Here is a 19,505-nt window from a genome sequence, read left to right as displayed (position 1 = left end):
TTTACACCTCTCTTGGATTAGCTAAGAAACCAGACGTATCACCACTTGGGCGCGCATTTTTATTTGCTTTTACCACTAAATTTGGTTGCGTTAAATCTGCAGGCGGTAAAGGTGCAATTGCTGCTTCATTACCATATTTAGCACGTAATTCAGCAATAGGTGCAAAATCTAACGCACGTAAAGGACATGCATCCACACAAATTGGTTTTTTGCCCTCTTTGACGCGAGAATAGCAACCATCGCATTTGGTCATATGCCCTTTTGCCGCGTCATATTGTGGCGCATCATAAGGGCAGGCCATGTGGCAATAGCGACAACCAATACAGGTTTCTTCATTCACAATCACGAAACCATCTGCATTTTTGTGCATTGCCCCTGTTGGACAAACTTTAGCACAAGCAGGATCATCACAATGGTTACAAGAAATCGACATGTAATAAGCGAATACATTTTGGTTCCAGCAACCTTGCTTATCTTGAATCCAATTACCACCGCTATATTCATAAATACGACGGAAATTGACTTCGGTGCCTAAATCTTTGTAATCTTTACAGGCTAATTCGCAAGTTTTACAGCCTGTGCAGCGTTCTGAATCAAAATAAAAACCATATTGTTCCATAACTCACTCCTTAGACTCTTTCAACTTGAACTAAATTAGAATGTTGTGGGTTACCCTTCGCTAAAGGCGATGGACGTTGCGTTGTCAATACATTCACACAGCCTGAATGATCAATACCTTGGCTATCAGGTGCATACCAAGCCCCTTCACTTAATGCCACCACACCAGGAATAATTCGAGGGGTCACTTTGGCATTAATGCGTACTTCACCACGATCATTAAAGATACGGATCACATCACCATTTTTAATTCCCCTGCTTTCTGCATCAATCGGGTTGATCCATACCTCTTGTGGATTTGCCGCTTTGATTACATCCACATTGCCATAAGTTGAGTGAGTACGCGCTTTATAATGGAAACCCGTCATTTGTAACGGATATTTTTCCATTAATTTATCGCCATAATGTTCAAAGCTATCTACATGAATTGGCAACGGATGAATGACTTCGTCTTCTTTTAATTCCCAACTTTTCGCAATATCTGCAAGACGTGAGGAATAAATTTCAATTTTGCCTGATGGTGTTTTTAATGGATGTGCTTCTGGGTCATTACGGAAATCTTTATAAGCCACATAGAAACCATTTGGATCCACTTTCTTGAACATACCCTGTTCTCTGAACTCTTCAAAAGTTGGCAATTCAGGCAATTTTTCACGAGATAATTGATATAGATGACGCAACCATTCTTCTTGAGTACGACCTTCAGTAAATTGATCTTTCACGTCCATTTTTTCTGCAAGTGCGGTCATCATGTCGTAAATTGTGCGACATTCAAATGAAGGCGTAATAACCTGATCAGCAAAAATAATGTAGTTCATATTGGCCACATAAGCGTCCATACAGAAATCCATTTGCTCTGAAGCTGTACAATCAGGCAATAAAATATCACTGTATTTTGCAGTCGCCGTCATATGATTATCGATGGTAACAATCAATTCACATTGGCTTTCATCCTGTAGGATTTGATGAGTACGATTAATATCAGAATGCTGATTAATCAAACAGTTACTTGCATAATTCCAAATCACTTTGATTGGCGCAGTTAATTTTTCCACACCACGAATACCATCAGTTAATGCTGTCATTTCATGAGCGCGGAAAATTGCATCTGTCCATAAAAACATTGGAATGCTTGCTTTAACAGGGTTCGTTAAGGTTGGCATGCGTACAAATGGAATTTTGTAAGCACTTTCTCTTGCCCCTGTGTTACCACCATGAATACCCACATTGCCTGTTAAAATTGGTAACATCGCAATGGCACGAGAAATTAATTCACCATTACTACGGCGTTGCGGTCCCCAACCTTGCGAGATAAATGCCGGTTTGGTAGTTCCAATTTCACGCGCTAACTTAATAATACGATCGGCTGGAATACCGGTAATTTTCGCCGCCCATTCTGGTGTTTTAGCAATACCATCATCGCCTTGACCTAAAATATAAGCTTTGTAATGTCCATTTTTCGGCGCGTCTGCTGGTAAAGTTTTCTCATCATAACCCACGCAATATTTGTCCAAGAATGGCTGATCTACTAAATTCTCCGTAATCATCACATAAGCTAATGCTGAAACAAGCGCTGCATCTGTACCTGGTCGAATTGGGATCCATTCATCCTCACGACCCGCTCCGGTATCTGTATATCTTGGATCAATAATAATTAATTTCGCATTGGATTTTTCACGTGCTTGCTCAATACAATAGGTTAAACCACCGCCACTCATACGGGTTTCTGCTGGGTTATTACCGAAAAGTACGACCAATTTACTGTTTTCAATATCAGCCATACCATTACCCAATGCCCAGCCACCACCATAGGTGTAATCTAAGCCCACCGCAATTTGTGCAGTACTATAATCACCGTAATGATTTAAATAGCCACCCAAACAGTTCATAAAACGAGCAATCAAGGTCGCACCCGGTGGCCACGATTTTGTCATGGTACCGCCTAAAGTCCCTGTACCATAGTTCAAATAAATGGACTCATTACCATATTTCTTGATATTTTTACGTAATGAAGCGGCAATTTCCGTTAATGCCTCATCCCAACTGATGCGTTTAAATTTACCCTCTCCACGCTTACCAATACGCTTCATTGGATATTTCAAACGATCTGGATTGTACACACGACGACGCATTGAACGACCACGTAAACAGGCGCGTACCTGATGATCCACATTATAGGTATCAGTCCCTGTATTATCCGTTTCCACATAAGTAATTTTGTTATCTTTCACATGCATTCTTAACGGACAACGGCTACCGCAGTTTACGGTACAAGCACTCCAAACTACTTTTTCATCAGAAAGATCCACCGCACTTTTTTCTGCTGAAGCTTTAAAAGGCAGTGAAATATTTGTCGCAGCTACTGCTGCCCCAATAGAAGTCTTTTTCAGTAAAGATCTTCTTGTTAAGCTAGGATTCATAATTGATTTCTCCATCACTTCCCCCACTGGTTAGACCATAAAATAAAAAATATCTTATTTAAGCATTTACAATATTGAAACATCATGAGCTAGATCAATTTTCCAAAGGATAAAAAGAAGTTTTTTTCAAAAATGTGATTGAAATCAAATTGATAACTGATAATAATTAGCATTTATCAAATTTTGTATAATAAAACTACAATTCATATTATGATAAACAGCATGATTAACAATGCGAAAACACATTCTTTTCTTGCTTTCCCTACCCCATAGTGTCAAACTGTGCCCAACTTAATTGAAAGGAAATAATCACCTTATGGCACGTAAAAAAACTTCGCCAAAACAGACCGCACTTATCGATGTGCTTCACCTTGATCCCAAATATCAGCAAGAAAAACGCAAATATTCCAACCCAATTCCTAGTCGAGAATTTCTGTTACAAATCATTCGTGAGCATAATGCACCAATGAGACGAGAAGAAATCATCACGACTTTTGGTTTAAAGGGCGAAGATCAATTAGAGGGAATTCGTCGCCGTTTACGAGCCATGGAAAATGATGGTCAGCTCATTTTTACCAAGCGTAAACGCTATGCTTTGCCTGAAAAACTTGATTTATTAAAAGGCACTGTTATTGGTCATCGTGATGGCTATGGTTTTCTTGAATTAGAAGGTACCGTCAATCAAAAAGACTTATTCATTCCCAACGGGCAAATGCAACGCGTTATGCATGGCGATTTTGTGTTAGCACAACTGAGTGGCTTTGATCGAAAAGGTCGCCAAGAAGTGCGTATTGTTCGTGTGTTAGAAAACCGTAAAAAACATCTCGTTGGTCGTTTCTTCTTAGAAAATGGGATCGGCTATGTGGTGCCAGATGACAGCCGTATTGGACGAGATATTTTAATCCCTGATGAACATCGTATGGGCGCAAGAATGGGACAAGTTGTGGTGGTGGAATTAAAAGCACGCACTGCAAGTTTTAGCCAACCAGTTGGCGAAATTGTAGAAATTCTTGGCGATAATATGGCGAAAGGCATGGAAGTGGAAATTGCGTTACGTAATCATGATATTCCACATCAATTTCCAGCAGCAGTAGAAAAAGCCATTAAGAAATTCACAAAAGAAGTGCCAGAACAAGCCAAAATAGGTCGCGTTGATTTACGCGAACTTCCATTGGTAACCATTGACGGAGAAGATGCGCGTGATTTTGATGATGCAGTCTTCTGTCGCAAAGAACAACAAGGCTGGCGCTTGTGGATTGCTATTGCAGATGTGAGCTATTATGTGCGTTTACGTTCTGCATTAGATAATGAAGCACGCAGTCGAGGCAATTCGGTTTATTTCCCAAATCGTGTTGTGCCAATGCTGCCAGAAGTGTTATCCAATGGACTTTGTTCCCTGAATCCACAAGTCGATCGCTTGTGCATGGTGTGCGAAATCGAGATTTCCACTAAAGGTGAAATCAAAGGCTATCAATTCTACGAAGGCGTTATGAATTCGCACGCACGCTTAACCTATAATAAAGTGGCGCAAATTTTACAAGGCGATGAACATCTACGTCAGCGTTATGAATCATTAGTACCACATTTAGAGCAACTTTATGCCTTATACCAAGCATTAAATGACGCACGCCAAGCACGTGGTGCCATTGATTTTGATACCATTGAAAGCAAATTTATTTTCAATGAATTAGGACGAATTGAACGCATTGAACCAGTTGTACGCAATGAAGCGCATAAAATCATTGAAGAATGTATGATTTTAGCTAATATTTGTGCAGCGAATTTTATGGAACGTCATCAGGAGCCCGCACTATTCCGTATTCATGCCAGCCCAAGTGAAGAAAAATTAACTTCATTCCGTACTTTCTTAGCGGAATGTGGCTTATCATTGCGTGGCGGTTTAAAACCAACCACAGCGGACTATGCTGAGTTATTAGCTCAAGTCAAACAGCGTTCTGACCACGAATTAATCCAAACCATGTTATTACGCAGTCTTAGCCAAGCCATTTATCATGCAGATAATATTGGGCATTTTGGTTTAGCGTTAACGGAATATGCACATTTTACTTCACCAATTCGTCGCTACCCTGATTTAACTTTACATCGTTCTATTAAGTATTTGTTAGCAAAAGAAAAAGGTTCAAAACGAAAAACCACCGAAACAGGCGGCTATCACTACCAATTGGATGAAATTGATGAACTGGGTGATCATTGTTCTATGACCGAACGTCGTGCTGATGATGCAACCCGAGAAGTCGCAGACTGGCTCAAATGCGAATTTATGCAAGATCATGTAGGCAGCGAATTTGATGGCATTATTTCTTCCGTTACGGGATTTGGATTATTTGTGCGATTGGACGATTTATTTATCGATGGTTTAGTTCATATTTCCACCTTGGACAATGATTACTACAAATTTGATCCTGCAGGACAACGCCTCATCGGTGAAAATAGTGGTATGCTATATCGCTTGGGCGATAAAGTCAGAATTCGGGTAGAAAATGTCAGCTTAGAGCAACGTCAGGTGGACTTTAGTCTCATATCCAGCGAACGTAAACCTCGTCGTCAAGGGAAAACCGCTAAAACCAAAGCCAAGCAAGCTGAAAAGTCAGCAAAAATTGACCGCACTTTTCACAAAAAGAAAGAAAAAAGTGCGGTGAAAAAAGCCAGTAAAACATCAAAGAAAAAGAGAAATTAGTCGTTAGCAAGGAATAAATATGTCAGAACAAATTTATGGTATTCACGCAGTAAAATCATTTTTAGATCGTAGCCCTGAGCGAATGATTGAAGTATTAGCGTTAAAAGGACGTGAAGATAAGCGTTTACAACCACTATTAAATGAAATCCACGCTATCGGTGTTTCAGTGCAATTTGTCAATCGCCAAACCCTTGATAACAAAGCCAATGGCGAAGTCCATCAAGGTATTATTGCCCGAGTACAAGCTGCAAAAGAACTCAATGAAAACGATCTCGACCAATTGCTACAACGTCAGTCTAATCCTTTATTATTAGTGCTTGATGGCATTACAGATCCCCATAATCTAGGCGCTTGTTTGCGTACAGCAGATGCGGCAGGCGTTGATGCAGTAATCGTGCCTAAAGATAAATCGGCGCAACTCAATTCCACTGCGCGTAAAGTGGCTTGTGGCGCAGCTGAAGTCGTTCCCCTTATTCGTGTCACCAATTTAGCTCGTACATTGCGTGAATTGCAACAAGATTATAATTTATGGGTGGTAGGTACTGCTGGGGAAGCCACAGAAAATCTCTTTGAAGCCAAATTAACAGGTCCAATTGCGTTAGTGATGGGCGCAGAAGGCGATGGTATGCGTCGTTTAACGCGTGAATGTTGCGACCAATTAATTAGTATTCCAATGGCTGGATCGGTTTCTTCTCTTAATGTTTCCGTTGCCACAGGTGTTTGTTTATTTGAAATTGTGCGCCAACGTTTAGGCAAATAAAATTCGAAATAAAGGCATATCCCAACTTTCAATGGGCAGCGCATCAACTTGTTGGCATTGGTGCGCTAAACCAACTGGTACAAAGGATTTTTGTTGCCAATCGGCTAAAGTACGATCATAAAAGCCGCCGCCCATGCCAAGCCGATTGCCTTGCAGATCAAACGCCACCAAAGGCGTAAAAATCATATCCAATTTCGCCAAAGGCAACACATCTTTTACGTTCAACTGCGGTTCAAAAATCCCAAATTTATTTTTCACTAACAGGCTATCTGGTCGATAATGCAAGAACAGCAAGTGCCCTGCACAAAAAGGATGTAACACAGGCAAATAGACTTTTTTACCTAATTGCCATAATGCTTCAATCAAGGATTGGGTCGAAATCTCACCATCAAAGGATAAATACAACGCAATATGTTGGGCTTGGCGTTGTTCAATCAGTGCTAACGCTTGTTGCGTAATACATTCTTCCGCTTGTGCTTGTTCAAGTGCGGTCAAATTTTGCCGAGTTTTACGGATTTGTTGACGTAATTGTTGACGCAATTGTTGGATAGAAAGATTGCTTTGCATAAATAGAAATGGAATGGTTAAGAAAGGAACCCCGAGATGCCGTTGGGGGTGGTCGGTCCTTGAACCCGACGGTTCAAGGGAGTCGGTTTTAGTTATTTTTAGGCTTCTTAGTGAAACTAAGCCTGCACACCAATAACACAGAGAACCAACTCATAAGTATGTAAGTATCGGCTCAGGGACGTAACCCTCTCGCGAACATCTCAGGTAATCTTTGCACTTAATACTAACCTAAATCCATCAGATTGACTAGCGCTAATTGCTCGAAAAAGCGTTAGCCAGATCACATTTATTGGATCTCGTAAGCCGTTTGCTGATTTGTTGGTCGCATTAAGATGTTTTCTAATGAATTTGATAATTGCTGAATCTGATCTTGTAGCACTTTTTCCATCGCATTGTTTTTGTACTTTTCTTGCAACAGTTCGAAACTCAAATTCAATGCCACAATATTTACCGCACGATCCACTTGCACCGTTTGCATGCGCTCTTTCATTTCATTGACACGAAGATCCAATAGACGCGCAGCTTCTCGCAAATCATCATGCTGCTCTTCAGGCACATTCAGTAAAAAAACTTGCCCTAAAAAATTCAATTCAATCTTTTTTAATGCCATTCGTTTCACCATTCATCAAATTTTTCGCTATTATGCCATAGAGAAATATTTTCTGTCATAAATAATCTGTTAGAATTCCTTCATCTTCATTAAAGGAAAAAACAATGCTCAATTACGATACACTTAATCAACAACTTCATCATGCGGGTATCGCCCTATCTGCCACTGAATTACATGGATTTTTAGCCGGCTTAATTTGTGGCGGTTTAGATGATCAAAGCTGGCAGCCTTTACTTTACCAATTCACCAACGATAACCATGCCTATCCAACCGTACTTCTCAACGAAGTCAGTGAAATCTATGCGGAAATTGACCGCACTTTAGCGGATATTGACGGTTTCAATTTTCAATTAATGCTCCCCGAAGACAGCGATGTATTTACCCAAGCGGACAAACTCTGCGAATGGGCAAACCACTTTCTACTCGGCTTAGGATTAGTTCAAACTCAATTAGATAAAGAAAAAGGCGAAGTTGGCGAAGCCATTGATGATTTGCACGACATTTGCCAATTAGGTTATGACGAACAGGACGACAAAGAAGAGCTTGCGGAAGCATTAGAAGAAATCATTGAATATGTGCGTACCATTGCGGCATTATTTTATACGCATTTCCGTCCAGCAAAAGCAGAGAAACCCACAATTCACTAAGGATTAAGCGTTATGGACTTAGCTTATATGGCAAACTTGCCAGCGCAAGAATTTATTGAACGCCGCGAAAAAATGTATCAGCAAATGCAAGATAATTCCGTTGCTGTGATTTTTTCCGCCATCGAACAAACACGCAATAATGATTGCTGCTACCCTTTTCGCCAAGACAGTTATTTTTGGTATCTTACGGGTTTCAATGAACCTAATGCGGCGTTAGTGCTGATTAAAAAAAATGGACAAAATCACACCGCACTTTTTCTGCTTCCTTCCGATCCCTTAATGGAAACTTGGCATGGTCGCCGTTTAGGCATTGAAAAAGCGCCACAAAAATTACAGTTGCAACAAGCAGGCGATATTCAAAAGTTCACTGAAGAATTCAGCAAAATTTTGCCAAATTGCACCGCACTTTATTATGCTAAAACAGTACAGGCTTGGGGCGATGAACTCATTAATCAAACATTAACCCAAACTGATCATTCACTTGAACAATTAGATTGGCGACCAATTTTAGACGAAATGCGTTTATTTAAGTCCGATAATGAAATTCGTCTTATGCAACAAGCAGGGCAAATAACTGCCCTTGCGCATATTAAAGCCATGCAATCAACGCGCCCAAACCGTTTCGAATATGAGATTGAAAGTGAAATTTTGCATGAATTTAACCGCTTTGGTGCAAGATATCCTTCATACAACAGCATTATTGCTGGCGGAGAAAATGCCTGTATTTTGCATTACAATGAAAATGATCAGCCCTTAAAAGACGGCGATTTAGTGCTCATTGATGCAGGTTGCGAATTTGCTATGTACGCAGGCGATATTACCCGCACCTTCCCTGTAAATGGGAAATTTAGTCAAGCACAACGTGATATTTATGAAATTGTATTACAAGCACAAAAACGAGCCATTGAATTACTCGTTCCCGGCAATTCCATTCAACAGGCTAATGATGAAGTGATTCGTATCAAAGTGGAAGGCTTGATTAAACTGGGCATTTTGCAAAGCGATGTTGATGAATTGATTGCTAACAATGCACACCGAGAATTTTATATGCATGGTTTAGGACATTGGCTTGGGCTGGATGTGCATGATGTGGGCAGTTACAGTAACGAGCAACAAAACCCAGACCGAAACTCGAGAAAAAGAGACCGCACTTTACAAGTTGGCATGGTGCTAACCGTTGAACCTGGTCTTTACATTTCAGAAAATGCCAAAGTACCGGAACAGTACAAAGGGATTGGCGTACGAATTGAGGATAATATTTTAATTACTGAGTACGGTAACAAAATCCTCACCTGTGCCGCCCCAAAAGAAATTGAAGATATAGAAAAAATAATGGCGCAATAAAACAAAAAAGGCTTGGATAACCAAGCCTTTTTTCTCATTATTGCAACAACGAAATATCCGCCACTTGCAAGAACAAGTTCTGCAACGCATTCAAAATCGCTAGACGGTTTTGGCGAAGTTTCGGATCGTCCGCATTCACCATTACGTTGTCGAAGAAGTTATCCACAGGCTGACGCAGGCTAGCTAATTTATCCAACACCGCCGTGTAATCGCCGTTGGCAATCAATGGCTGAACGTCTTTTTCCAACGCTAAAACGCTTTCCGCCAAGGATTTCTCCGCAGGTTCCACGCAAGCGGCAAGATCAACGGCACCAATTGCAATGTCCGCTTTAGCTAGAATGTTGCTCACACGTTTGTTCGCTGCCGCCAAGGCTTCCGCTGCATCTAAGCTACGGAAATGCGACACAGCACGCACACGGGCATCGAAATCAGACGGCTTGGTCGGACGACGAGCCAAGACCGCTTGGATCACGTCCACAGCGATTCCTTCGTCTTGATACCACGCACGGAAACGTCCGAGCATAAAGTCCACCACTTCTTCAACCACATTTTTATTAGTGAGTTTCTCGCCAAACAATATGGCAGATTTTTGCACTAAATCGCTCAGATCAAGCGGTAAATTTTTCTCTACGATAATGCGTAACGCACCGAGTGCCGCACGGCGTAGAGCGAACGGATCGGCACTGCCTTTTGGCTGCTGTCCGATACCGAAAATGCCTGTGAGCGTGTCGAATTTATCCGCTAAGGCAACGCTGCTTGCCACCAAGGATTTCGGCAATTCATCGCCGGCAAAACGTGGCATATATTGCTCGTTCAATGCCACAGCCACTTCTTCGTCTTCGCCATCGTGGCGGGCGTAGTGCATTCCCATTACGCCTTGGGTGTCGGTAAATTCAAACACCATATTGGTCATCAAATCGCATTTTGACAGCAAGCCTGCACGTTTAGCTTTGGTCTCACTCGCTCCGATTTGTTTGGCAATTTCGCCAGCCAGTTGCTCAATACGAGCGGTTTTATCACGCAAGGTACCAAGTTGTTGTTGGAATAGCACGGTTTCTAAACGTGGTAATTGATCTTCCAAACGCTGTTTTAAGTCAGTTTTGAAGAAAAATTCCGCATCGGTTAAACGTGGACGAACCACTTTTTCGTTCCCTTCAATGATTTTGCTTGGATCTTCTGGATTGATGTTCGACACAAAAATAAAGTGCGGCAACAATTTGCCGTCTTTATCGTAAATTGGGAAATACTTTTGGTCGCCTTTCATAGTATAAACTAAGGCTTCCGCAGGCACGGCAAGGAAACGCTCTTCAAATTTCGCTGCTAATACATTTGGATATTCAACGAGTGAAGTGACTTCATCAAGTAAATCGTCTTCAATATCGGCAATACCGCCCAATGCGGTGGCTTTTTCTTGCGATTTCGCCAAGATCATTGCACGGCGTTGGTTGAAGTCGGCAATCACAGAGCCTTTTTCCGCTAACAATTGCGGATATTGATCGGCGTGAGTAATCTCAAATTGACGTTCGCCTAAGAAACGATGCCCACGAATGGTGCGACCGCTCTCTACACCTAAAATTTCGCCCGCAATTAACTCATCGCCCAGCAACATCGTCACCGTGTGAACAGGGCGAATAAACTGTACCGTTTTATCTGCCCAACGCATTGGTTTTGGAATAGGCAATTTCGCCAAGGCATTCGCCACAATATCTTTCAGCAAGTTTTTGGTCGGCTGCCCTTCGATCGTTGCACGATGCACCAACCATTCGCCTTTATCCGTCGCAATGCGTTCCGCCTGTTCAACGGAAATGCCACAGCCTTTCGCCCAGCCTTCCGCTGCCTTGGTCGGCTTACCTTCGGCATCAAACGCCGCCGACACCGCAGGCCCACGTTTTTCAACCTGCTTACTCGGCTGGCTCGTCGCTAAGCCCAACACCTTCACCGCCAAACGACGAGGTGCCGCAAACCATTCGACTTTTTCGAACGATAAGCCTGCTTGGTTAAGTTCTAATTCAACATTCTCTGCAAACGCAGTCGCTAATTTTTTGAGTGCCTTCGGTGGCAGCTCTTCAGTGCCGATCTCGGCTAGGAAGTTTTGTGTTGTCATTTTTGTTCTCTATGAATAAATTAATTTATTTTTTGCATCCAAACGCTCGACCAAATATTTCTGGATCTACTCGTTTTACAGTACTATTGGTAATATCGAATAACTTATAACTATAAGTATAAGTTGAGCTTGTATTAGCTTGGGTAGCGCTAGTCCAATGTGTTGAATGGCTAACATCACTTTGTATGATTAGTTGATAATCAACGTTAGCCTTTGGAGTAAAATACATACCAAATCCATATACATCCTCAGGATTATTAAATAATAAATTTATAGTCTTCCCGAATGTTTTGATAAATATAGTATAAGCTTTGTTTGGTTCTAATTTATATTCGTTTGATATATATGTTTTATCTGTGAACTGCACTCCATATTTTTCACTTAAATCTTGTAAAGAAATACTAGGCATTCCAACCGCTTTCTTTTTATTTTCTTCAAAGGGAGCCTTTGACCAGCCAGACCATATAGACCATCCTTCAGTAGTTCTTTTTGGGAATGTATTGTTTATATAAAAAACATTATCTGAAATACTGATACAATCTTTATTAGGTATAATAAATACATCCTTCAAATTTGTTGTTATCTTAAGTCGAGATATATTATTTCCTAATGTATCTGGTAGAACCTTATCTGTACTAAATCTCTCAAATTGGGTACAGGAAGATACTAACACTATAGGCACAATGGCTAAGCTAATCTTAATTAAGTTCATATATTATTCTCCTGAGAAATTTTGTATCTAACCAAGGACCTTGATTTATTTATTAGCAGTCGTTCGTGGACTCCTAGTGGTCTTTTCTCCATAATTAAATTTTATCTTTTAAAACCATTTTCTAAACAAATTTGCTTATTCGTTTTTAATTCAAATGCGAATAATTTATTTGGGTAATCATAATAATACTGATGGCTTTCTTCTAAACCTTTTTCTTGAGCTAATGCGACAGTCCTCAAAGAACAAGTACGATAAATCAAATCTTTTTGCATATTATTCTGAAGAGCACTTTTCTCAATATTATTCAAATTATTCCACCAAATTGACTCAAATGAATACTCATAAATAACTTGATGTTTTCTTGCCTTGACATCTTCAATATATAAATGACCGCCTAATGACATGCGTTTCTTACCATTCATTTCAGCTTTATCTTTTTTCGCTCCATTGATTGCAAGCTGTTCGACCGATAATCCCTCGATTTCTTTAGAAAATTGAGCAACATATTCATCAGGTTGAGCATAACGTTTAGCATATAAAGAACGAATTTCTGTATCACTCATTGAACATGCTGATAACAGAATGCTAATAAATAAAATAGATGAAAATTTCTTCATTTTTGTAGCAAGCCAACTACTTCGGCTGTGTTTCCCCCAAGGCTGGATATTTTGCATTCATTTTTTTCGCCCAATCGACCAAGTGCGGTGTAATTTCGTTTAGATTTACGCCAAGTTTTTCCGCTCGCATTACATACCAATCAATCACGCATACGGCAGAAATCGTGCCTAAATTTAGTTCATCGCCGAAAGATTCAAGAGAATGCGCTAACTCGTTGAAACTGCGGATATTTCGCTCCGTTAATTGCTGATGGCGAGCTGTCCACCATTCGTTTTCGGGGCGGAGCAGACGTTCAGAAATTACAGGCAAGGTGTTTTCCATAATACCATCGGTTAAGGCGTGCAGTTGTAGCACTTTCCAACGTTGGCTATTGAGTGGCAGAAGCAATTTTTCTGGCTGACCGTTCGCCCCGAGATGATCGAGATATTCCGCAATCACTTGGCTGTTGTAAAGCCAGTCGCCGTTATCCAGTTGTAACGCCGGCACTCGCCCAAGCGGATTGTCTTGGTTATGGGGCGAGTTCGGATCAAACGACGATTGAATGGTTTGCAATTCAATTTGATTGTCCAGTTGATGATGTTTAATCACCGCCATCACTTTGCGGACATACGGGCTTGTGGTGGAATGCCAGAGTTTCATTTTTTGCTCCTATTTTGCAAATAAGGTGCTGAGTTCGTTCAAATCCAAAATCACTCGTTCATCTGCTAGCAACAACGCAGGAATGCCGATATAACCGTTAGCTTTGGCGTTGGTAAAAGCGGGGTGATGATCACGCAATTTCAGAAAGCGTTTGAAATTTGCCATTGAAGACATAATTTCCACCGCTTCATATTCCACTTTTAAGCGGTTGAGTTCTGCCACGAACGGAACGGTATCGGGGCAGAGCTCAGCGAAAAAGAGTACGGGTTTTGTCATTTTATTTCCCTATATTCTCAAAGTGCGGTCAAAAAACCATTAGTTTTGTTCTTTCATTGCAGCCAACGCCGTAGGATTTGGTGTAGGTTCCGCAATTTTGGTTAAGCGATTTCTGTCAGTATGATTAAACGGATCTGGATAATTTGGCACCACGAGTACGGTATTTTGCTCATAAGACCAAGTTCCGTCATCGTTAATTTTCACTGTGATTTCATAACTATCCGTACGGAAATTTTGTTCAATAAATGGATTTGAAATAATTCCATTTGTTAATGAACCTCTAACCGCTTTTACCGTAAATGTTTTCGCATCTGGTGCTGCATTCCCGACCGCCATCACTGTTTGCCCACGAGGAATACTTAATGTGAACAAAATATTGCCCGTCGCAGGTTCCCATAACCAATAACCTACTTGATCATGGAAGGTTTCCACTTCATTTGGCTGCACAATTCGGGTGTGGTAACGCAAACCATAAAACAACTGTGGACCATTTGCCTGTGCATCAATAGGTTGTAATTCAATATGTTCAATGTAAGGATCTTTCTCTGGACCTTCCGCTTTTGGATTAATATCCAAACCACGTTTACCTTCCCAAATACCAGCCATTGGCGCAAGTGGTCCCAAATTTGCCAATGTGTTTACATCTGGCTCTGTTTCCGTATAAATGTCTTTTGGATATTGATAATCGCCCATTTTTATACCATTTTGTTATGTTAATTGAATGACTTATACACTGATGATTTTTTATGTTTAACATCTAGTTACAAATAAAATGTAATAATGCAATTCGTTCTTTTAAATTTCTCTCTGCAACTTCACGTCCAATTTTATATTCTTCATTTCTATGTTCTTGCTCAATTTTTTTATTTGTAAAACTAAAATAAGGTTCATATTTTAAATTGCTGATACCTTTTGTATTCAATATTGCACTAATTTGACTAGCATAATAATTTTCATAGTCAGTATAGTATGTAGTTGCAATATTGATTTTCACGCCTTTAGCTGATTTAAAATCAGTACATAACTTATTACTTGCTAAAAACTTAGCTCGCCCAATTCGACCTTTGCCAAAATCATAGAAATCCAATTCTTTTGTAGAAGCTAATATTTTTGCATCTTGTTCTGCATAAGGATTGAGTGATTTTTTATCAACAAGAAAAATAGCCCCCATGGCATACTTATCCTGATCAACAAGTGGATAAAAATCACCTATGGTTCTAAAAGTATCTAAACCACCAAATGTGCCCTTTTGAATCGCCGAGCCATAAGAAATATTTATTTTTCCCTTTTCCTCATCTGATAAAACCCTTTCCATAAAGTCCATATACTGTATCGAATTATCGATATCTAAATAAGGACGCCATTTAAAAGGAGAACCAGTTGAAAAGTCTGCACAAGCAGACAATATAAATGGCATTGCGATTATGAGCTTATTCATCGTTTTCATCTTAATTCTCCTTTGGGATATATTATTTCTTACAGCCAGGGAACCCTAACGCTTCACGGCTAGCGTAGTACGCTTCGGCAACGCCTTTGGTTAAGGCACGGATGCGTAAGATGTAGCGTTGGCGTTCGGTGACGGAAATCGCTTTGCGTGCGTCGAGCAAGTTGAAGCTGTGTGCTGCTTTTAAAATACGTTCGTAAGCTGGCAACGGCAGTGGTTTTTCCAATGCTAAGAGTTCGCTGGCTTCTTTTTCGTATTGGTCGAAACAGTAGAATAAGAAATCGGTGTTGGCGTATTCGAAGTTGTAGGTGGATTGCTCCACTTCGTTTTGGTGGAATACATCGCCGTAAGTGGTTTTGCCTAATGGACCGTCTGACCACACGAGATCGTACACGCTGTCCACGCCTTGAATGTACATCGCCAAGCGTTCTAAACCGTAAGTGATTTCACCTGTTACGGGTTTGCATTCTAAACCACCGACTTGTTGGAAGTAGGTAAATTGGGTCACTTCCATTCCGTTTAACCACACTTCCCAGCCTAAGCCCCACGCCCCTAGTGTTGGGTTTTCCCAGTTGTCTTCCACGAAACGAATGTCGTTTTGGGTTGGGTCGAAACCGAGCATTTTTAAGCTGTCTAAATAGAGTTCTTGAATGTTATCTGGCGACGGTTTGATTACTACTTGGAATTGGTAGTAGTGTTGCAAACGGTTTGGGTTTTCGCCGTAGCGACCGTCTGTCGGGCGGCGTGATGGTTGCACATACGCCGACGCCATTGGCTCAGGGCCTAGGGCTTTCAAGCAAGTCATTGGGTGAGAAGTTCCCGCCCCCACTTCCATATCAAATGGCTGAACAATCACACAGCCTTGGTTTGCCCAGTAATCTTGTAAAGCAAGGATCATTCCTTGGAAGGTTTTTATGTTAAATTTTGTCATCATTTTGTCTTCTATCATTAGCCTGAAAATCTGTCTATTATACGAAAAAATCACCTAATATAAAAGGCGAACCGCCATTGCAATTCGCCTTATTTTTCTAGGATAATCCTACAAATCACCAAAACAAACCTGCAAAGCGGTAATAGCTGTCAACGCGGCTGTTTCTGTGCGCAGAACCCTTGGCCCAAGCAACACTTCAGTAAAACCTTGTTGCTCTGTTAAGGCAATTTCTTGTGGTGATAAACCGCCTTCGGAACCGATCAGCAATCGAACGCCTTGCACTGGAATGTCAGGTAAATCTTTAATGGAATACTGAGCGCGAGGATGTAAATTCAATTTTAACGTCTCATCCTCCTCTGCACACCAATCTTGCAATTTCATCATCGGGCGGATTTCTGGCACCATATTACGACCACATTGCTCACAAGCGGCAATCGCAATCTTTTGCCATTGTTGGATTTTCTTCTCCATTCGCTCTGCATCAAGTTTGACACCACAACGCTCAGACCATAAAGGCGTAATCACATTTACACCCAATTCCACCGATTTTTGAATCGTAAATTCCATACGCTCGCCACGTGAAATCACTTGCCCCAAATGAATCTTGAGCGAGCTTTCTCTATCATCTATTTGCCTATTTTGAATTGCCACTTCAACAGATTTCTTACTGGCTTGCGTAATCACCGCAGAATAAATATGGTTTGAGCCATCAAACAATTCAAGTTGTTCGCCAGCTTGCATACGCAATACGCGACCCACATGGTTTGCGGCATCTTCGCTTAATTGACAAGTGGTTTGATGTTGTAAGGATTCGGGATGATAAATTCTTGGAATACGCATAATGTGGTTCACATAAACAAATAATGTTTATGATAAAACAAAGTGCGGTGAAAATCTGCAACTTTTCTTTTCAGAAAAAATCTGGATTTTTCCACCGCACTTTCGGGATGAAAGTTATTTAACAACAATTATTTGCCATTTAGCTTCGTCAAGTTGTTCAAAATGTGTTACTTCATAGCCTTCCTCAGCCGCCCAATTGGGAATGGATTCTGTCGCCTGAGTGCAATCAAATTCAATAATAAGCTCATCGCCTTTAGATAAGCCATCCATGGCTTGCTTAGCCTCCATCAATGGAAAAGGGCAAACTAATCCTGCAGTTTCTAATTTCAGTTGCATAAAATCTCCTAAACTTAACGCTTTGTTGGTCGAATAATCGTGAAATAAGCGGCAACCCAAGTGCCTAAAATCATAATCGGTAGTGAAATCCAGCCTTGCCATGAGAAAAATGAGGTTTCCACCAAACCATTTCCAATAGAGCAACCTCCTGCCAAGCTGGCTCCAATTCCCATTAATATGCCACCTAAGGCACTAAATAAAATTGTTCTCACATCTGGTACGCGGAATCGAAATTCATTACTGCCTTTAGCAGCAATAAAAGATCCCAATAAAATACCTAACACTAAAAACACACCCCAATTAATAAATTTACTGTCACCAGTCACCAAATATTGCATAATATTGGCGGAAGGGCCTGTAATACCTAAACCAAATTCTCTGCCTGTTGCCACGCTTAACGGCCAAGCAATAATCGCAATAATGCCAACTAAAATTGCGGTCACAAATGGGTGCCAGCGTTTTTCAAATAAAAGATGTGCAAGTCCCGTTTTCTTTGCTTTTAACGTAGCAACTTTTAATTTTGGCTTACGCAATTGTTGTAACACTGCTAAACCTGTAATCACAGCTAGTAAAGTAACCAAAATCCAAGGTGAAATATTCAAGGTTTGGTAAATCGTTTTTTGCTCGGTTTGGACACTATGCAATGCGGCATTGAAGCTATTAAGCGGCCCCGTTCTCATCATTGCACTGAAAAGCATATAAAAAATCAACGCAATCCAGCTACCAATTAATCCTTCTCCTGCTCGATACCAAGTTCCTGTCGCACAACCGCCAGCGAAAACAATGCCTATACCAAAAACAAATGCACCAAAAAGAACGGCTAAAGGGGCAAAGTTTTCTGCCGGCTCAACCTGTAAAACTCCAATTTCTTTTAAGCCAAAAAAGCCGATAGATTGCAACGTAATAGCGATCAATAATGCCACAAACATCTTATTATTTTTTGTAACATAAATATCACGAAAAGCGCCTGTAATGCAGAAACGTCCTCGCTGCAGTACAAAACCAAATAAAACACCTAAAACTAATCCTGTTATCATAAAACCTCCTTGAACTTTAATAGCTGTATTATGCAAATAAGCCACATCAGGTTGCCAATAACTTTTAGCACCATCTTATTTCATTTGGTTATTAATCTATAATTGGAGTATTTCGCACTCCTTTATGATGAAATAGCACTAAAAGTGCGGTGAAATTTCTGATAAAATAGCAACGGAATTTGCAAGCGGAGAAGCCATCATCGAAAATCTACAACGTGGATTTGTCCTCCACCGGAAAGTTTATAGCGAAACCAGTTTGTTAGTGGATCTTTTCACTGAAGAAGCGGGGCGTTTAACTGTTATTGCAAAAGGCGCGCGCGCAAAACGTTCTGCGTGGAAAGGTATTCTACAACCCTTTACCCCTCTGCTATTACGCTGGTCAGGCAAAGGCGGACTGAAAACCTTAACCAAAGCAGAACCCGCTTCCATTGCGCTGCCATTACAGCAGGTAGCACTATTTAGTGGATTTTATGTCAACGAATTATTATGCCGAGTAATCGAGTTGGAAGCGCCAAATCCCTTGTTATTTCAATATTATTTAGATTGTTTAACGCAGCTTGCGGTATCGGAACAAGTGGAACCTGCATTACGCACTTTTGAGTTCCAATTATTACAAATTTTGGGTTACGGCGTGGATTTTAACCATTGTGCAGGTTCAGGATTACCTGTTGATGAAAATATGACTTATCGTTATCGTGAAGAAAAAGGCTTTATTGCCTCTTTGATTAAAGATAATTTGACGTTTTATGGACGAGATTTACAGGCTTTTGCTCAGTTATCTTTTGATAATCCAGAGGTGCTACAAGCGGCAAAACGTTTTACTCGAATGGCACTTAAACCTTATTTAGGCGATAAACCATTGAAAAGCCGAGAATTATTTATACAACAATTTTCTATGAAGTAA

General features: G+C 40.6%; 20 protein-coding genes and 1 other RNA gene. 5 read left to right on the top strand and 16 right to left on the bottom strand.

The annotated features are described in order from the left end of the window. Position 1: 1 nt before the first annotated feature. Both ACUXZ4_RS02350 and ACUXZ4_RS02345 read right to left on the bottom strand, forming a co-directional pair. Positions 2-619, bottom strand: a complete 618-nt coding sequence (locus ACUXZ4_RS02350) for a DMSO/selenate family reductase complex B subunit (RefSeq protein WP_464973453.1) — start codon at positions 617-619, stop codon at positions 2-4. Between the two features lie 10 nt (positions 620-629). Beyond that, entirely contained in the window at positions 630-3,053 is a 2,424-nt protein-coding gene (locus ACUXZ4_RS02345) for a DMSO/selenate family reductase complex A subunit (protein WP_464973452.1), read from the bottom strand. A gap of 301 nt (positions 3,054-3,354) precedes the next feature. On the opposite strand from ACUXZ4_RS02345, the gene rnr reads away from it, so the two are divergent. Together rnr and rlmB are read left to right on the top strand one after the other, a co-directional pair. Continuing rightward, on the top strand, positions 3,355-5,736 hold the full coding sequence (gene rnr / locus ACUXZ4_RS02340) for a ribonuclease R (RefSeq protein ID WP_464973451.1): 2,382 nt from the start codon (positions 3,355-3,357) through the stop codon (positions 5,734-5,736). Positions 5,737-5,755: 19 nt separating this feature from the next. Next, entirely contained in the window at positions 5,756-6,496 is a 741-nt protein-coding gene (rlmB, locus tag ACUXZ4_RS02335; RefSeq protein WP_464973450.1) for a 23S rRNA (guanosine(2251)-2'-O)-methyltransferase RlmB, read from the top strand. On the opposite strand, the gene ACUXZ4_RS02330 is transcribed toward rlmB, so the two are convergent. From ACUXZ4_RS02330 to ACUXZ4_RS02320, 3 genes are all read right to left on the bottom strand, one after another. Beyond that, positions 6,485-7,063 (bottom strand): 5-formyltetrahydrofolate cyclo-ligase, encoded by a 579-nt coding sequence (locus tag ACUXZ4_RS02330; protein WP_464973449.1) that lies wholly within the window; start codon positions 7,061-7,063, stop codon positions 6,485-6,487. The genes rlmB and ACUXZ4_RS02330 overlap by 12 nt on opposite strands. A gap of 24 nt (positions 7,064-7,087) precedes the next feature. Next, positions 7,088-7,273, bottom strand: a non-coding RNA gene (ssrS, locus tag ACUXZ4_RS02325) — 6S RNA. Between the two features lie 76 nt (positions 7,274-7,349). Then, the gene (locus ACUXZ4_RS02320; RefSeq protein ID WP_464973448.1) at positions 7,350-7,673 is read right to left on the bottom strand and encodes a cell division protein ZapA; all 324 of its coding nucleotides are present in this window, start codon (positions 7,671-7,673) and stop codon (positions 7,350-7,352) included. A gap of 104 nt (positions 7,674-7,777) precedes the next feature. Between ACUXZ4_RS02320 and ACUXZ4_RS02315 the strand changes: the two genes are divergently transcribed. Both ACUXZ4_RS02315 and pepP read left to right on the top strand, forming a co-directional pair. Continuing rightward, a complete protein-coding gene (locus tag ACUXZ4_RS02315; RefSeq protein WP_464973447.1) occupies positions 7,778-8,320 on the top strand; it encodes a YecA/YgfB family protein in 543 nt (180 codons plus the stop codon). 12 nt (positions 8,321-8,332) lie between these two features. Beyond that, entirely contained in the window at positions 8,333-9,664 is a 1,332-nt protein-coding gene (pepP, locus tag ACUXZ4_RS02310) for a Xaa-Pro aminopeptidase (RefSeq protein WP_464973446.1), read from the top strand. Between the two features lie 37 nt (positions 9,665-9,701). On the opposite strand, the gene glyS is transcribed toward pepP, so the two are convergent. The 11 genes from glyS to ACUXZ4_RS02255 form a co-directional block, all read right to left on the bottom strand. After that, positions 9,702-11,768, bottom strand: a complete 2,067-nt coding sequence (gene glyS, locus ACUXZ4_RS02305) for a glycine--tRNA ligase subunit beta (RefSeq protein ID WP_464973445.1) — start codon at positions 11,766-11,768, stop codon at positions 9,702-9,704. Positions 11,769-11,793: 25 nt separating this feature from the next. Then, the gene (locus ACUXZ4_RS02300; protein WP_464973444.1) at positions 11,794-12,480 is read right to left on the bottom strand and encodes a hypothetical protein; all 687 of its coding nucleotides are present in this window, start codon (positions 12,478-12,480) and stop codon (positions 11,794-11,796) included. Positions 12,481-12,581: 101 nt separating this feature from the next. Next, the gene (locus tag ACUXZ4_RS02295; RefSeq protein ID WP_464973443.1) at positions 12,582-13,043 is read right to left on the bottom strand and encodes a hypothetical protein; all 462 of its coding nucleotides are present in this window, start codon (positions 13,041-13,043) and stop codon (positions 12,582-12,584) included. A gap of 70 nt (positions 13,044-13,113) precedes the next feature. Beyond that, positions 13,114-13,737: a glutathione S-transferase N-terminal domain-containing protein gene (locus ACUXZ4_RS02290; protein WP_464973442.1), complete on the bottom strand. Its 624-nt coding sequence runs from the start codon at positions 13,735-13,737 to the stop codon at positions 13,114-13,116. Between the two features lie 9 nt (positions 13,738-13,746). After that, positions 13,747-14,013 carry a hypothetical protein gene (locus tag ACUXZ4_RS02285; protein ID WP_464973441.1) on the bottom strand — a complete coding sequence of 89 codons (267 nt, stop codon included), beginning with the start codon at positions 14,011-14,013 and terminating at the stop codon, positions 13,747-13,749. A gap of 39 nt (positions 14,014-14,052) precedes the next feature. Further along, on the bottom strand, positions 14,053-14,706 hold the full coding sequence (locus ACUXZ4_RS02280) for an FABP family protein (RefSeq protein WP_464973440.1): 654 nt from the start codon (positions 14,704-14,706) through the stop codon (positions 14,053-14,055). A gap of 64 nt (positions 14,707-14,770) precedes the next feature. Next, the gene (locus ACUXZ4_RS02275) at positions 14,771-15,460 is read right to left on the bottom strand and encodes a DUF8095 domain-containing protein (RefSeq protein ID WP_464973439.1); all 690 of its coding nucleotides are present in this window, start codon (positions 15,458-15,460) and stop codon (positions 14,771-14,773) included. 22 nt (positions 15,461-15,482) lie between these two features. After that, positions 15,483-16,388, bottom strand: a complete 906-nt coding sequence (gene glyQ / locus ACUXZ4_RS02270; RefSeq protein WP_464973979.1) for a glycine--tRNA ligase subunit alpha — start codon at positions 16,386-16,388, stop codon at positions 15,483-15,485. 108 nt (positions 16,389-16,496) lie between these two features. Then, complete coding sequence (gene rsmE, locus ACUXZ4_RS02265) at positions 16,497-17,228, bottom strand: 16S rRNA (uracil(1498)-N(3))-methyltransferase (RefSeq protein WP_464973438.1); 732 nt, start codon at positions 17,226-17,228, stop codon at positions 16,497-16,499. Between the two features lie 114 nt (positions 17,229-17,342). Beyond that, positions 17,343-17,564, bottom strand: coding sequence for a sulfurtransferase TusA family protein (locus ACUXZ4_RS02260; protein WP_464973437.1), 222 nt, complete (start codon positions 17,562-17,564; stop codon positions 17,343-17,345). A gap of 14 nt (positions 17,565-17,578) precedes the next feature. Continuing rightward, positions 17,579-18,601 carry a YeeE/YedE thiosulfate transporter family protein gene (locus tag ACUXZ4_RS02255; RefSeq protein ID WP_464973436.1) on the bottom strand — a complete coding sequence of 341 codons (1,023 nt, stop codon included), beginning with the start codon at positions 18,599-18,601 and terminating at the stop codon, positions 17,579-17,581. A 196-nt stretch (positions 18,602-18,797) separates the two neighbouring features. On the opposite strand from ACUXZ4_RS02255, the gene recO reads away from it, so the two are divergent. Next, a complete protein-coding gene (recO, locus tag ACUXZ4_RS02250; protein ID WP_464973978.1) occupies positions 18,798-19,505 on the top strand; it encodes a DNA repair protein RecO in 708 nt (235 codons plus the stop codon).

The sequence above is a fragment of the Reella acinonychis genome (assembly GCF_052828705.1).
This window is presented reverse-complemented; position numbering and strand designations above follow the sequence as displayed.

Excerpts from the sequence above, each read along its gene's own strand:
- rlmB (WP_464973450.1), top strand. The coding sequence starts at position 5,756 with ATGTCAGAACAAATTTATGGTATTCACGCAGTAAAATCATTTTTAGAT.
- ACUXZ4_RS02345 (WP_464973452.1), bottom strand. The coding sequence starts at position 3,053 with ATGGAGAAATCAATTATGAATCCTAGCTTAACAAGAAGATCTTTACTG.
- ACUXZ4_RS02320 (WP_464973448.1), bottom strand. The coding sequence starts at position 7,673 with ATGGCATTAAAAAAGATTGAATTGAATTTTTTAGGGCAAGTTTTTTTA.
- ACUXZ4_RS02260 (WP_464973437.1), bottom strand. The coding sequence starts at position 17,564 with ATGCAACTGAAATTAGAAACTGCAGGATTAGTTTGCCCTTTTCCATTG.
- ACUXZ4_RS02350 (WP_464973453.1), bottom strand. The coding sequence starts at position 619 with ATGGAACAATATGGTTTTTATTTTGATTCAGAACGCTGCACAGGCTGT.
- ACUXZ4_RS02280 (WP_464973440.1), bottom strand. The coding sequence starts at position 14,706 with ATGGGCGATTATCAATATCCAAAAGACATTTATACGGAAACAGAGCCA.
- ACUXZ4_RS02255 (WP_464973436.1), bottom strand. The coding sequence starts at position 18,601 with ATGATAACAGGATTAGTTTTAGGTGTTTTATTTGGTTTTGTACTGCAG.
- ACUXZ4_RS02290 (WP_464973442.1), bottom strand. The coding sequence starts at position 13,737 with ATGAAACTCTGGCATTCCACCACAAGCCCGTATGTCCGCAAAGTGATG.
- ACUXZ4_RS02300 (WP_464973444.1), bottom strand. The coding sequence starts at position 12,480 with ATGAACTTAATTAAGATTAGCTTAGCCATTGTGCCTATAGTGTTAGTA.
- ACUXZ4_RS02330 (WP_464973449.1), bottom strand. The coding sequence starts at position 7,063 with ATGCAAAGCAATCTTTCTATCCAACAATTGCGTCAACAATTACGTCAA.
- ACUXZ4_RS02295 (WP_464973443.1), bottom strand. The coding sequence starts at position 13,043 with ATGAGTGATACAGAAATTCGTTCTTTATATGCTAAACGTTATGCTCAA.
- glyQ (WP_464973979.1), bottom strand. The coding sequence starts at position 16,388 with ATGACAAAATTTAACATAAAAACCTTCCAAGGAATGATCCTTGCTTTA.
- ACUXZ4_RS02315 (WP_464973447.1), top strand. The coding sequence starts at position 7,778 with ATGCTCAATTACGATACACTTAATCAACAACTTCATCATGCGGGTATC.
- rnr (WP_464973451.1), top strand. The coding sequence starts at position 3,355 with ATGGCACGTAAAAAAACTTCGCCAAAACAGACCGCACTTATCGATGTG.
- glyS (WP_464973445.1), bottom strand. The coding sequence starts at position 11,768 with ATGACAACACAAAACTTCCTAGCCGAGATCGGCACTGAAGAGCTGCCA.
- ACUXZ4_RS02275 (WP_464973439.1), bottom strand. The coding sequence starts at position 15,460 with ATGAAAACGATGAATAAGCTCATAATCGCAATGCCATTTATATTGTCT.
- rsmE (WP_464973438.1), bottom strand. The coding sequence starts at position 17,228 with ATGCGTATTCCAAGAATTTATCATCCCGAATCCTTACAACATCAAACC.
- ACUXZ4_RS02285 (WP_464973441.1), bottom strand. The coding sequence starts at position 14,013 with ATGACAAAACCCGTACTCTTTTTCGCTGAGCTCTGCCCCGATACCGTT.
- pepP (WP_464973446.1), top strand. The coding sequence starts at position 8,333 with ATGGACTTAGCTTATATGGCAAACTTGCCAGCGCAAGAATTTATTGAA.